Annotated in this window: 10 protein-coding genes; 7 read left to right on the top strand and 3 right to left on the bottom strand. The window is 66.6% G+C overall.

The window, feature by feature from the left end:
• Positions 1-26: 26 nt before the first annotated feature.
• Together QQ25_RS08755 and QQ25_RS08760 are read left to right on the top strand one after the other, a co-directional pair.
• Positions 27-929 (top strand): universal stress protein, encoded by a 903-nt coding sequence (locus QQ25_RS08755; protein WP_039318401.1) that lies wholly within the window; start codon positions 27-29, stop codon positions 927-929.
• Positions 922-2,478 (top strand): APC family permease, encoded by a 1,557-nt coding sequence (locus tag QQ25_RS08760; RefSeq protein WP_039317238.1) that lies wholly within the window; start codon positions 922-924, stop codon positions 2,476-2,478. Before QQ25_RS08755 ends, QQ25_RS08760 begins: the two co-directional genes overlap by 8 nt.
• A gap of 87 nt (positions 2,479-2,565) precedes the next feature.
• Here the strand turns inward: QQ25_RS08760 and QQ25_RS08765 are convergent, their stop codons facing one another.
• Positions 2,566-3,573: an NADH-quinone oxidoreductase subunit E gene (locus tag QQ25_RS08765; protein WP_234711879.1), complete on the bottom strand. Its 1,008-nt coding sequence runs from the start codon at positions 3,571-3,573 to the stop codon at positions 2,566-2,568.
• A 182-nt stretch (positions 3,574-3,755) separates the two neighbouring features.
• On the opposite strand from QQ25_RS08765, the gene QQ25_RS08770 reads away from it, so the two are divergent.
• On the top strand, positions 3,756-7,067 hold the full coding sequence (locus QQ25_RS08770) for an error-prone DNA polymerase (RefSeq protein ID WP_039378263.1): 3,312 nt from the start codon (positions 3,756-3,758) through the stop codon (positions 7,065-7,067).
• Positions 7,068-7,073: 6 nt separating this feature from the next.
• Here the strand turns inward: QQ25_RS08770 and QQ25_RS08775 are convergent, their stop codons facing one another.
• The gene (locus QQ25_RS08775) at positions 7,074-8,051 is read right to left on the bottom strand and encodes a hypothetical protein (protein ID WP_039378264.1); all 978 of its coding nucleotides are present in this window, start codon (positions 8,049-8,051) and stop codon (positions 7,074-7,076) included.
• Positions 8,052-8,314: 263 nt separating this feature from the next.
• On the opposite strand from QQ25_RS08775, the gene QQ25_RS08780 reads away from it, so the two are divergent.
• The gene (locus tag QQ25_RS08780) at positions 8,315-8,887 is read left to right on the top strand and encodes a hypothetical protein (protein WP_039317244.1); all 573 of its coding nucleotides are present in this window, start codon (positions 8,315-8,317) and stop codon (positions 8,885-8,887) included.
• A gap of 157 nt (positions 8,888-9,044) precedes the next feature.
• A complete protein-coding gene (locus QQ25_RS08785; protein ID WP_039378266.1) occupies positions 9,045-9,698 on the top strand; it encodes a nitroreductase family protein in 654 nt (217 codons plus the stop codon).
• Positions 9,699-9,826: 128 nt separating this feature from the next.
• Here the strand turns inward: QQ25_RS08785 and QQ25_RS08790 are convergent, their stop codons facing one another.
• Complete coding sequence (locus tag QQ25_RS08790; protein ID WP_039317246.1) at positions 9,827-10,291, bottom strand: tRNA (cytidine(34)-2'-O)-methyltransferase; 465 nt, start codon at positions 10,289-10,291, stop codon at positions 9,827-9,829.
• Positions 10,292-10,622: 331 nt separating this feature from the next.
• Between QQ25_RS08790 and QQ25_RS08795 the strand changes: the two genes are divergently transcribed.
• Positions 10,623-13,640: a HAMP domain-containing sensor histidine kinase gene (locus QQ25_RS08795; RefSeq protein WP_039378268.1), complete on the top strand. Its 3,018-nt coding sequence runs from the start codon at positions 10,623-10,625 to the stop codon at positions 13,638-13,640.
• Positions 13,637-14,044, top strand: coding sequence for a roadblock/LC7 domain-containing protein (locus QQ25_RS08800; RefSeq protein WP_003882323.1), 408 nt, complete (start codon positions 13,637-13,639; stop codon positions 14,042-14,044). Before QQ25_RS08795 ends, QQ25_RS08800 begins: the two co-directional genes overlap by 4 nt.
• Positions 14,045-14,078 lie beyond the last annotated feature (34 nt).

Below are 14,078 nucleotides of genomic sequence, written 5' to 3' on the forward strand. Positions count from 1 at the left end.
GCGCGGTGCGGGATGGGCGGTGGCAGATGGCGCAGGCAAACCTGGTCGTTGGGTATCTCGCCACCCCCGGCGGCGCCGATGCGTTGGCCCTTTCGGTCCGGTTCGCCCGCGTGCTGGGCGCTGAGATCGACATCTGCATCGTCCTGCCGCCCGACACCGCTCCGGCGGGCATCGGTCCCAAGGGCGGCTACGAGGAGGTGGTGGCCGGCCAGGCTCAGACCTGGTTGGACGAGGCGCTGGCCTCGGTGCCCGACGACGTTGTGGCACACACCCATCTGAGCTTCGACGAATCGTTCACCGATGGGCTGATCCGCGAGGCGCTGCGATTGCAGGCGAGTGCCATCGTGGTCGGCGGTTCCGGAGGTGGGCTGGTCGGCAGTTACTCGCTGGGGTCGGTGGTCAGCGAGCTGCTGCACTCCTCACCGGTTCCGGTCGCCGTGGCGCCGCGTGGAACCCGCTTCTCCAGGGTGGAGCGGGTTCACGAGATCACCTGCGCGATCGGTGAGCGCCAGGGTTCGGATCTGTTGCTGGACACCGCGGTACGGGCCAGCCGGGCGGCGGGAGTGCCGCTGCGGCTGGTGTCGCTGGTGGCGCTCGACCCCGCCTTCGGCTCGCTGCGAGGTGACGACGACGCGCGGCGCGAACATGCGCTCGCCCATGCCCAGCGGACCCTGGATGCTGCCAGAAGCGAACTACCCGCGGACTTTCCGGTCACCTCCACGATCGTGAACGGTCCCACGGTCGAGGCTGCCGTCGAACAGCTGGGCTGGGATGACGGCGACATCATCATGGTGGGGTCCAGCCGGCTCAGTGCACCGCGGCGGATCTTCCTCGGTTCCACGGCGGCCAAGATGCTGCGGGTGTTGGACGTGCCGATGGTGGTTGTGCCCCGGGATGAACTGAAAGACGGCGAGGACGCTCATGACTGAGTCCGCATCGGCACACGAGTCCCACCAGAAGCTCGAGGAGGCCGAGCACTCCGCAGGACTGGTGTCCAAGGGCCTGGCCGCGGGCAAGGTCGGCACGTTCTCGGGTGCGATCCTCGGGATCTCTTGTGTGGCGCCCGGATACACGCTGACCGCCAGTATCGGGTTGATCGTCGCCGCAGTCGGCCTGAAGATGCCGGCGATCTTCATCGCCGGATTCATCCCGATGTTCCTGACCGCCTACGCCTACCGCGAACTCAACTCGCGTGCGCCCGATTGCGGTGCGTCGTTCACATGGTCCACCAAGGCGTTCGGCCCCTATGTCGGGTGGATGTGCGGATGGGGCATGGTGGTCGCGTCCATCATCGTGCTGTCCAACCTCGCCGCGATCGCCGTCGAGTTCTTCTATCTGTTCATCGCCCGGATCACCAATCACGCGTCGATCGCCGACCTCGCCGGCAACAAGGTCATCAACATCGTCACCACGCTGGTGTTCCTGGTCATCGCCACCGCCATCGCCAGTCGTGGTATCACCACCAGTGAACGGGTGCAGTACGTGCTGGTCGGTTTCCAGATGGTGGTGCTCGTGGCGTTCGCGGTGATGGCGTTCGTCCATGTGGGGCGCGGCGACGCGCCGGCCGGGTTGTCTTTCGACCTGGACTGGTTCAACCCGTTCAGCGGACTCGCGTTGAGCGCCTTCGTGGTTGGTGTCACGGGGTCGATCTTCGCCTTCTGGGGCTGGGACACGTGCCTGACGCTGGGCGAGGAATCCAAGGATCCCACGAAGGTGCCGGGTCGGGCCGGGCTGTTGTGCGTGCTGTCGATCCTGGCGACGTATCTGTTGATCGCGGTCGCGGTGATGATGTACGCCGGCGTCGGGGAAACCGACCTCGGGCTGGGCAACCCGGACAATGCCGAGAACGTGTTCGCCGCGTTGGCGGATCCGGTGCTGGGTACCTGGGCGGGGCCACTGCTGTTCCTGGCGATCCTGGCCTCATCGGTGGCCAGTCTGCAGACCACGTTCCTGCCCGCCGCGCGGGCGATGCTGGCGATGGGTGCCTACAAGGCGTTCCCGTCGCGTTTCGCCGAGGTGAGCCCCCGCTACCTGGTGCCCAGCTTCGCGACCATCACCGCAGGCGTGGTCACCGGTGTGTTCTACACCGTGGTGAGCCTGCTGTCGGAGAGTGCGTTGCTGGATACCATTGCCGCCCTTGGCATCATGATCTGCTGGTACTACGGCATCACGGCGTTCGCGTGTGTCTGGTACTTCCGTCGGGAGTTGTTCACCAGCGTCCACAACATGGTGTTCAAGTTCCTGTTCCCGCTGGTCGGCGGAATCGTGCTGGCGGCGGTGTTCGTGATCTCGATCGGCGAGAGCATGAACCCGGAGAACGCCAGCGGCGCGGCGATCGGCGGCATCGGGCTGGTGTTCTTCATCGGCTTCGGCGTGCTGATCCTGGGCGCCGTGCTGATGTTGGTGTGGCGGTCGGTCAATCCTGCCTTCTTCCAGGGTGCGACGCTGCGGTACGACACGCCGTCGCTCGTGGAGTAGGTCCGCCGAGGCGCCGCGAAACCGACGAAATGGTCGTCATCGCACGGGATTTACGACCATGGCGTCGATTTCGCGGTGGACGCGGGGCTATCCGGCCGCGTTGCCGATACCCGATTCGCCCGTGTTGTGCGCCAACTCGAACGGATCCAGCAGATCCCACACCGTGGTCACCGCGGTGTCCTTGAGCTCGGCGCCGGGGCCCTCCAGATTGATCACGTCGGCGACGAGGTCGTAGCCGTAGTAGATGAACGACCCCGGCGGGGTGGTCTTGATCAACTCGTTGATGATGGTCTGCCGGGCGGCGCGTGCCGCGTCGTCGCTTCCGACCGCGGGAGCCGCATGCTCCACGATCTTGGCGATCGGGATCACGGCGTTGACCCAGGGGATCATCTGGCTGCCCCGGTAGATCTGCTCGGTCGCCTCGCGCACGAGTGGATCGAGTTCATCGGGTGACGCGGCCATCAGTGCGTTCCGGAGATTCATGATCGCGTCGGGAATGTCGGTCGGCTCCGGGTCGTCGGCACGGAACGGGTTCGGGTCCCACGCCTGGTCGTCCGCGGCGGTGTCGGCCTGGGCCTGCACCGCGCCGACCTTCGGGGTGGCCAAGGTCCTGCTCACCGGCTGCGCGACGGATTCGGTGTCCGGCTTGTCCTCCACCACGGGCGCCGGCTTGGGATTGAACAGCTCCTTGAGCTTGGCGACCTGGCCGGCCTCGAACTCCTCGGCACTGGGCTTCGGCTTGACCGCCACCGGCTTGGCGGGTTTGGCGTCCTCAACGGCCTTGGTGACATGTGCGGCGGCTTTCTCGATCCTGCCGGCCCGCTTGTCGATGCTGTCCTTGACCGCGTCCTTGACCTTGGCGACGCCTGACACGGGCTTGGTCCGCTTGGTGTCGCCGGCCTTGGTCTCGCCGCGCTTGGGGCCGGCGTTGACGTGTTGCGATGTGCGGCTGGGCGATTCCTTGGACGCACCGTCAGTCGAATCGGCATGGGCAGTGCCCTGGCCGGCCACGGCGATCGCCGCCCCGACTCCCGCGGCTACCGCGACACCACCGACATAGCCGATGTACCTGGTTGATACTGATGTCGATGCCATTGCCCGTCCTTTTCCAGCCGATCCCCAGCCCAACGGCATCGTAGGGTGCGGCGTCGTGATCGGCATCACGAGGTGACCTACACCTAGGCCGAGGAGGCGATGCGGCTGCTCGCCGTTCTGGGCGCACAGCGGATGGACATACCCGGGCTGAAGCTCGAACAAATGTTCGATACACTGGCGTGGTGGGTTGGCACAACGGGCCGCCGAGCTGGTCGGAGATGGAGCGGGTACTCTCAGGCCGGTTGCCGCGGCACGCCACGGATGGCAAGCCTCGCCGTTCCGGTCTGCCATTGGAGCCCGCAGGCGACGGCGGGGACAGCCCGGCCTGGTCACGTAAGCGCGGCATCTATCAGCCCCCGGAACTCGACCGGCCGCGAACGTCGGTCCGGTATGCCGAACTGCACGCACATTCGGCGTACAGCTTCCTCGATGGCGCGAGTACGCCGGAGGAGTTGGTCGAGGAGGCGGCCCGGCTGAACCTGCGGGCGCTCGCGCTGACCGATCACGACGGGCTCTACGGTGTGGTCCGGTTCGCCGAGGCGGCCAGGGAGCTGGACGTGGCCACGGTGTTCGGTGCCGAGTTGTCACTGGGGAACATTCCCCGTACGGAGGATCCCGACCCGCCAGGCCCGCATCTGCTGGTGCTGGCCCGCGGTCCGGAAGGGTATCGACGGCTCTCCCGGGAGATCGCCAAGGCGCATCTGGCCGGAGGCGAGAAGGGTAAGCCGCGCTACGACTTCGACGGGCTCACCGAGGCCGCCGGTGGCCACTGGCACATCCTCACCGGGTGCCGTAAAGGCCATGTCCGCCAAGCATTTTCCCAAGGAGGTCCGGAAGCGGCCGCCGCCGCACTGGCCGATCTGGTGGACCGGTTCGGGTCCGACCGGGTCAGTATCGAGCTTGCCCATCACGGCCACCCGTGTGACGACGAACGTAACGCCGTCCTGGCCGGCCTGGCTCCGCGGTTCGGGCTGAGCGTGGTCGCCACCACGGGTGCGCACTTCGCCGCTCCCGACCGGGGCCGGCTGGCCATGGCGATGGCCGCGATCCGGGCGCGCAACTCGATGGACACCGCTGCGGGCTGGCTGGCCCCGCTCGGCGGGTCCCACCTGCGGTCGGGGGAGGAGATGGCCAGGCTGTTCGGTACGGAGATCGTCACGGCCGCGGCGGATCTCGGTGAGCAGTGCGCCTTCGGGCTGGCGCTCATCGCCCCGCAGCTGCCACCGTTCGACGTTCCAGCCGGACATACCGAGGACAGTTGGTTGCGCGAGTTGGTGATGACCGGGGCGGCCGAGCGGTACGGACCGCAGGAGCGAGCCGTGAAGGCATATGCGCAGATCGAACACGAACTGCGCATCATCGAGCAGCTGAAGTTCCCCGGCTATTTCCTTGTGGTGCACGACATCACCCGATTCTGCCGGGACAACGCCATCCTGTGCCAGGGCAGGGGATCGGCAGCCAATTCGGCGGTCTGCTACGCACTCAAGGTCACCAACGTCGACCCGATCGCCAACGAACTGCTCTTCGAGCGATTCCTGTCCCCGGCCCGCGACGGCCCGCCCGACATCGACATCGACATCGAATCTGACTTGCGCGAGAACGTCATTCAGTATGTCTACGAACGCTACGGCCGTGACTACGCGGCGCAGGTGGCCAATGTCATCACCTATCGCGGCCGCAGTGCGGTCCGCGACATGGCCAGGGCGCTGGGTTTCTCCCAGGGGCAGCAGGATGCCTGGAGCAAGCAGCTCAGCCGGTGGAACGGACGCCCGGACTCGCCGGAGGCCGAAGACATCCCGCAGCCGGTCATCGAGTTGGCCACCCAGATCGCCAACCTGCCGCGGCACCTCGGTATCCACTCGGGTGGCATGGTGATCTGTGACCGCCCGATCGCCGACGTGTGCCCGGTGGAGTGGGCCCGCATGGCCAACCGCAGCGTGCTGCAGTGGGACAAAGACGACTGTGCGGCAATCGGTTTGGTCAAGTTCGACCTGCTCGGTCTCGGGATGCTCTCGGCGCTGCACTACGCCATCGATCTGCTGGCCGAACACAAGGGCATCACCGTCGACCTGGCCAAGCTGGACCTGTCGGAGCCTGCGGTCTACGAAATGCTGCAGAAAGCCGACTCGGTCGGGGTGTTCCAGGTGGAGTCCCGCGCGCAGATGGCCACCCTGCCCCGGCTCAAGCCGAGGAAGTTCTACGACCTGGTGGTCGAGGTGGCGCTGATCCGGCCCGGCCCGATCCAGGGCGGCTCTGTACACCCCTACATCAAGCGGCGCAACGGGTTGGAGAAGGTCACCTACGAGCACCCGTCGATGGAACCGGCGCTGAAGAAAACGCTGGGTGTTCCGCTGTTCCAGGAACAACTCATGCAACTGGCAGTCGACTGTGCGGGTTTCACCCCCGCCGAGGCTGATCAGTTGCGCCGGGCGATGGGCTCCAAACGCTCCACCGAGAAGATGCGACGGCTGCGCAGCCGGTTCTACGACGGCATGCGAGAGTTGCATGGCATCACCGGTGAGGTGGCCGAGCGGATCTACGAGAAGCTCGAGGCCTTCGCCAATTTCGGTTTCCCGGAGAGTCATTCGCTGAGTTTCGCGTCGCTGGTGTTCTACTCGTCGTGGTTCAAACTGCACCACCCGGCAGCGTTCTGCGCGGCGCTGCTACGGGCTCAGCCGATGGGGTTCTACTCGCCACAGTCACTGGTCGCCGACGCGCGCCGGCACGGGGTGGTGGTGCACGGCCCTGACGTCAACGCCAGTCTGGCCTACGCCACGCTGGAAAATCACGGGATGGACGTGCGGCTGGGGGTGGGCAGTGTCCGCCACATCGGTGACGAGTTGGCGGAACGCCTGGTCGACGAGCGAAATACCAACGGGCCGTTTACCTCCCTCATCGATCTGACCAACCGGGTACAGCTGTCGGTACCCCAGACCGAGGCGCTGGCCACCGCCGGTGCGCTGGGCTGTTTCGGGATCAGCCGACGCGAGGCGTTGTGGGCGGCGGGGGCGGCGGCCACCGAGCGGCCGGACCGGCTGCCGGGAGTGGGTTCTTCCTCGCATGTCCCGCCGCTGCCCGGGATGAGCGCGCTGGAGCTGTCGGCCGCCGACGTGTGGGCCACCGGTATCTCACCGGACAGCTATCCCACCCAGTACCTGCGCGCCGACCTCGACGCGCTCGGTGTGATTCCCGCGGACAAGTTGCTCGACGTCGTCGACGGAACGCGGATCCTGGTTGCCGGCGCGGTAACTCACCGGCAGCGTCCGGCGACCGCGCAGGGCGTGACGTTCATGAACCTGGAGGACGAGACCGGGATGGTCAACGTGCTGTGTGCCCCCGGTGTGTGGGCGCGCTACCGCAAGCTGGCCCAGACCGCGCCGGCGCTGGTGGTCCGTGGCATCGTGCAGAACGCGACGGGAGCGGTCACCGTGATCGCCGACCGGATGGACCCGGTCAAGCTACGAGTCGGCTCCCGGTCGCGGGATTTCCGTTGAGGCGGGTCAGCTCGACTCTGCTCCGGGCCCACTGGGCGTACCCGCGCCGGTGCCGTCCTCAAGCCCGGTCCGCAACAGCGACCACGCCATCCGCCGCGCGGCGGTGGCCCGCTCGTGCAGCAGGCGTTGCACGGCCGGGATGGGATTGGTTTCGGGCGTGCGGCCCTCGACCACGTCGGCATGCAGATCCTCGGCGACCTGGATGGCCAACAGCACCGCGTCGTTGATCCGGTTGAGCGCATCCTGCAGCCGATCGTCCTGGCTGACCAGGTGGGCGTTGTCGAGTTCGACCGAAACGTCGCTCACCACTTGGCTGATCTGCTCGAAGATCGCGTTCATCGCGGTTTCCCGCTCGTCGCGATCGGGGTTGCGCAGTTGGCTCGCCCCTTCGGACCACAGCGCCGCGAGCATCCGGGTGTGGGCGCCCACAGCGCGTGACACCTCGATCATCGCCTGCTTCTGCAGTTGATCGAGCAGGTTGTTGCGTTCGATGCGGGCCAGCTCCCGCTGGGCCACGAGTTCGGCGTGGTGCAGTTTCTGCTGGGACTCCATCTGCGCCCGATGCCATTTCTGGGTCAGGGCGAGTTCCAGCGCCGAGCGTTCATCGGCGGCCGCCAGCTCCCGGCGCAGACGTTCGCCGGCTTGGGCGATGTCGTATTTGGCCTGACGCTGGATGGCGAGGGTCAGCCACACCGTCACCATCGCCACGACGAAGACGACGGCGCCGAAGAACCACTCCGCCTTGCTCCCGGACTGGCCCGGACCGAACAGCAGGAACCCGACGATGCCCAGAATTCCCACGCCGCCGCACACCAGCCACCAGATACCGGTCTTGGCGTCGACCGGCGACGCCTTGGGCGCCGGCTCTGGATCCAGGGCAGCCACTACTCGCATGGGTTCGGTTGCGTCGCCGTTCTGTCCGTAATCCAACGGGGCGCCCCCTGAAGACTCAGCGACCGTTGTCGAGTCAGTTAGTCCGGCCATGTCGACCTCCCGTCGGCCAAGCCTGCCACCGTGCCGCGTTCAGAGTAGGACCACGGTCGCCGGCCGGTGTTACCGGCTGGTGGCACCCGCGCCCGCATAGCCTGTTTTTCGTCATTCTTCAAGGGCCCCTAGCGATGACGTGCCGCTCCGAAACCGCTAGTGTCATCGGCGTGCTCACCGCGAGCGGCGGTGAACGGGTCCGACGGGTCCGGCAACCGGCCGCTCACTTTCTGTTGATCTTTTCGCTTGAGAATTGAGGGCCCATGGGACAAAACGCGACGCTGGAAGGTGATTCGGCGGTCATCGTCAGTCTGTCGGAAGCGGCGATGCACATGTATTCCGCCGCGATCGATGCACTGCCTTTCCCCGAGGACAAGAAGTTCCACAAGCGCGCCGACGTTGTCCTGTCCGGCCTGCGCAAGCTGCGTGCCTCACTGGCCGAGGCGGCCAGCAGTAGCCGGCCGTCTCCCGCGGTCATCGTGGCGCTGAGCGGAGTCCGTCAGCGGTATGACTCGCTGATGGCCCACGCCGCCGCGGCGCCGGGATCCTCTCTGGGACAGCAGATCTACGTCACCCGCATCCACGCCAAGTTGTCGGCTCAGGAAGTGGCCAACGGCGCCGGCCTGCGTGACGGCCTGCTCGACGAACTCGAGGCCGGCGCAACGCCGACCGACGCCGAGGCGGCCAAGATCCGCGACACCATCGCAGCGCTGGGCGGGTTGCCCGGCGACGACCATGGCATCCATGCCGTTCCGAACCCGGTTGAATACGGTTCGTCCGACGAGTCGCAGGCCAACGGCTGGGAACCCGTCCTGGTCTCCGAAAACGCCGGCTGATCGACCCGTGCGATGTCGCCGATCCGGCGACGATTCGCTACCTTCATCGGTTAGCTGAGATTCACTGCGGCGCACGATGATTGACAGCTCCCCAGCAAACTGCTGGGGAGCTGTTCGGTTTCGGTGGACGTTTCGGTGGACGTTGTAGTCTCGCGGCATGACAGCCGAACCAGCCCTGAACTTGACCGTCGATGAGCTCCTGACCACCACTCGCTCGGTGCGCAAACGTCTCGACTTCGAGAAGCCGGTGCCACGTGAGGTCATCACAGAATGTCTGGACCTGGCCCTTCAGGCGCCCACTGGTTCGAATGCGCAAGGCTGGCAATGGGTTTTCGTCGAGGACCCGGCAAAGAAGAAGGCGTTGGCCGACATCTACCGGTCGAACGCCAACCCGTACCTGGATCTGCCGAAGCCCGAGCGGGGCGACATCCGCGATCAGCAGATCGATGCGGTGATGAGTTCGGCCAAGTATCTGAACGAGAACTTCGAGAAGGCCCCGGTACTGCTGATCCCATGCCTCGAGGGCCGGCCGGACGGTGCACCCGCCGGCATGTCCGCGTCGTTCTGGGGGTCGCTGCTGCCCGCGGTGTGGAGTTTCATGCTGGCGTTGCGCTCGCGTGGCCTCGGCTCGGCCTGGACCACGCTGCACCTGCTCGGTGACGGCGAGAAGCAGGCCGCCGAAGTGCTCGGCATTCCGTTCGATCGGTACGCCCAGGCGGGCCTGTTCCCGATCGCCTACACCAAGGGCACCGACTTCAAGAAGGCCAAGCGCCTTCCGGCCGAGCAGTTCTCGCACTGGGACAGGTGGTGAGGCCGGCAGTTGGTGAGACCGGAGCCCCCTGGGGCGCCTGTTGCCACCGGTGAAACTGTGAAGCGGGAGTATGAACTCTCTGTGAGATTCGGGCGTGGGTCGCTTGCCGGCCCACGCCCGTGGCGTAACTAGACGCCGCCGGCGAAACCGTGTTGGCGCCATGCCTCATAGGCGGCGACGGCCGCGGCATTGGAGAGATTCAGTGACCGCCTGCCGGCGAGCATCGGAATACGTACCTGCGCGGTGATATTCGGATCGGCGAGGGTCTGCATATCCAGTCCGGTGGGTTCCGGGCCGAACATCAGCACATCTCCCGGTTGGTAGGAGACCTCGGTGAACGGGGTCGACGCATGCGCGGTGAACGCATAGACGCGGGCAGGCATCAACACGCGCCACGCGGCTTCCAGATCGGTGTGCACCGTCACCGATGCCAGGTCGTGGTAGTCCAGGCCGGCCCGGCGCAGCTTGGGTTCGGACAGATCGAAACCCAATGGCTCGACCAGGTGGAGTTCACACCCGGTACCTGCCACCATCCTGATCGCATTGCCGGTGTTCGGTGCGATGCGAGGAGAAAAGAACAACACCCGGAACATCCGACGATGATCGTACGAAGGCGCGTGGATGAGCGAATCGGCTGTGAATTGAGGTGTGAATCGGCACCCGGAATGGGAACGGAAAGTCGGCACACGTTTCGGCAAGGACAGCACTGTTTGCTCGATTACCACACAACTGCGCTACGGCTCGGTCACGAACTCTGTCTGTTCAGTAAGAATTGTGGAAACGCTCGCGCCCGGCTGTCATACTCGTGCAATTGCCAAGGCGTTTGACGCCCGCCCCTGCGTGGGCGGAAACAGCAGGAAGTCTTATGAATCACGCCCCACGAGTAAATTGCGGCCACACAGCCGGTAGCGCGGTTGGGCGCCGATGACTGCCTTTACGCAGCTGAAACAGGCTGACGGCACCCTCGTCGAATTTTCGCCCGCACCATCGGCTCCGGCCAAGCGTCCTTCGCGCTGGTCGCCGGTCAACTGGCCGGTCACCAGGAAAGTTCTGGCCATCGTCCTCGTGCCGTTGATCCTGGCCGCGACGTTCGGTGGCTTGCGCATCTATGCCAGCGCAAGCGCTGCCGGCGATCTGCGGGTCGCGGCTGACCGTGCCGAATTGATTCCCCATATCGACGCGTATATGGCCGCCATGGAGGGCGTGCTCATCGCGGCGACCGAGGGCGGTGACGGGCAGGCCGCGGTGTCGACGTTCGAGGAGCGCAAATCGGACTTGCAGCAGCGGGTGGAGGCCACCGATGTACCCGAGGACGTCGATCAGGCCGTGTCCGGTCTTCTCGGCAAGGGGCAGCAACTCGTCGACGCGGTGATGTCGAATTCGATCGATCTGCGCCAGCGCATCCTCGACTATGGCCCGCTGCTGCTGACCGGCGAAGCCGCGATCACCGGCTCGGTGCACAGCAATCAGCAGGCGGTTGCCGCCCAGGTGGAGGCGCTGGCCCGCGCGGTCGGTGCCCGCGGGCAGATGGCCATCCAGCGCATGCTGGTCAACCGGGGTGGCGACGAGCCGGAGCCATTGCTCCGCACGTCGATGATCACGATGGCCGGTACCGAGCCGTCCACCGTCGCCGCGCTGACGAAGGTGCTCGGCGGTGGCTCCGAGGAAGCGGCGACGCTTCGGGCCGAGATGGTCAAGCGCATGGCGATGATGTCGAATCCCGGCATCCCGCTCGTCGGTAACCCGGACATGCTGGCCTCGCTGGATGCGACCAACAAGATCGCCGGGCACATCATCGAGGACACCACCGCGGCCATTCCGGCTGCCGTGGAGGCCCAGGCCAACGACGCCCGCAATGACGCGATCCGGGACGCCATCCTGGTGGCGACCGCGATCGTCAGTGCCATGGTCATCGTGTTGTTGGTGGCCCGCTCGCTGGTTCGCCCGCTGCGGACGCTGCGCGACAGCGCGCTCAAGGTCGCCCACCAGGACCTGGCCAAGGAGATCGAACGGGTCCGCGCCGGCGGCGAGCTGGTGCCGGTCGTCCCGATCCCGGTGCAGACCACCGAAGAGGTGGGTCAGGTGGCCCACGCCGTCGACGAGCTGCACGAGCAGGCGGTGTTCCTCGCCGGGGAACAGGCTCAGCTGCAGTTGCAGGTCGCGGACATGTTCGAGACGTTGTCGCGGCGCAGCCGCTCACTCGTCGACCAGCAGTTGTCGCTCATCGATCAGCTGGAGCGCAACGAGGACGATCCGGAACGTCTGGAAAGCCTGTTCCGGCTCGACCATCTCGCCGCCCGCATGCGCCGCAACGGCGCGAACCTGTTGGTGCTGTCCGGCTCCAAGCTGGCGCGTGAGCACAGCCGTCCGGTGCCACTGGCGACCGTGATCAATGCCGCGGCCTCGGAAGTGGAGGACTACGCCCGCGTGGTCACCGCATCGGTGGCCGACGTCGAGATCACCGGTGCGGTGGCGGGCGATCTGATCCACCTGCTGGCCGAGCTGCTCGACAACGCGCTGCGCTACTCACCGCCGATCTCGCAGGTGCGGGTGTCGGCCGTGCATGCGGCCAAGGGTGCGTTGGTGATCGAGGTGAGCGATGTCGGCCTGGGCATGACCGAGGCGGACCTGCGGGTCGCCAACACGCGTCTGCAGTCCGGCGGTGAGGTCAACCCTTACACCGCCCGTCACATGGGTCTGTTCGTGGTCGGTCGCCTGGCCACCCAGCACGGTCTGGTGGTCCGGCTGCGCAGCACCGTCGCAGAAGAACCCAGTTCGGGCACGACGGCAGGGGTGTACATCCCGGCCACGCTTCTGGCCCGCGACGGTGGCGACGCGGCCGACCTTCCTTTCGGGCAGCCCGTCGACGCCCATGCCGGGATCACGACGGCCCTCTCGTTGGACGCCGACCCTGCCGATGCGTCGGTGTTCGGGTCGGGCCCTGCCGAACCCCACCTCAACGGCGCCGAGGTGCCGTTCGACCTGCTGCCGCAGCGCAGTCCCGGTGCCAGCGGCATCTCGGAGCTGCCGGGCACGCTCGCCCCGCAACCGGAACCGGACGCCGAGGCGCCGGTCGAGGAGCCTGTCGAGCAGCCCGCGGACGAGCCGGTCGGGGAGTGGCCACAGCAGTGGCCGGTGCACACCGAAGAGAGTGCAGCGCTGGCCAAGGGTGAAGCCAAGGCCGAAGCCGGCGCGGGGCCCGAGACGGAAGCCGATGACGACGTGGAGGCCGGGCGTCTGTCTCCGACCAACACATCGTCGTTCTTCGCCTCCCGCGGGCAGGCGGCCGTCAACGGTGTCAATGGTGCTGAGGCGGTCAACGGACTCAACGGGCTCAACGGCCACAGCGGGCTCAACGGCCACAGCGGTCTCAACGGGGCGAGCGACCTCAACGGCGCCGGCCTGAACGGCGCCGAAGGCGTCAACGGTGCGGCTCCTCAAGCCGAGCCCGTACCCGAGGAATCCGTCGAGGCCGTCGCGGCCGAGGCCGAGAGCTCTGAGGGCGATTCGATCTATCAGTCGATGGTCTCGGAATTCGAGATCGACCCGACCACCCATGTGCGCAGCGCCGACCTGGACTGGCAGACGGTGTGGGAGAAGGGCTGGTCGGTGGCTGCCGCCGCGCAGGACGCGCCGGTCGAACAGCACACCGAGGAAGGCCTGCCCATGCGTACGCCGGGCGCGCGTCTCGTGCCGGGCGGCGTCGCAGCCGCCGTTGGCGCCTCGGGCGAGTCCAACGGCCGTCACCGCAACGGTGGAGTGCACCGTAACGACGACGGCTTCGAGGCGGTAGCATCGGCAGACGAACCTGACAGCGGCATGTTCGCGGCATTCAAACCACGCGACCCCGAGGCTGTCCGTACGAGCACCAGCAACCTTTTCGGAGGCGTGCACGCCGGACGATCGCATGCCCGTGAGACCAGAGGAACCGATAACGAATGACCCGTCCGACGCAGCGCGACTCCCTGGACTGGCTCGTGTCCAAGTTCGCCCGCGAGGTTTCCGGGGTGTCCCACGCGGTGCTGGTCTCGGCCGACGGACTCCTGATGGCAGCCAGCGAACACATGCCGATCGAGCGGGCCGACCAGCTCGCCGCGGTCGCCTCCGGCCTGGCCAGCTTGGCCACCGGCGCATCCCAGTTGTTCAACGGCGGCCATGTGATGCAGTCGGTGGTCGAGATGGAGAACGGCTACCTCCTGCTGATGCGGGTGGGTGACGGCTCCAACCTGGCCACGCTGACCGCCCCCTCGTGCGACATCGGCCAGGTCGGCTATGAGATGGCCATCCTGGTCGAGCGGGTCGGTGCGGTGGTGCAGTCATCGCGCCGCACACCGCAACCGTCCTGAGTCCCTGACCCTTTCTTGCCCTTCGCGAGGTGCC

This window comes from Mycolicibacterium setense, assembly GCF_000805385.1.
GTDB lineage: Bacteria > Actinomycetota > Actinomycetes > Mycobacteriales > Mycobacteriaceae > Mycobacterium > Mycobacterium setense.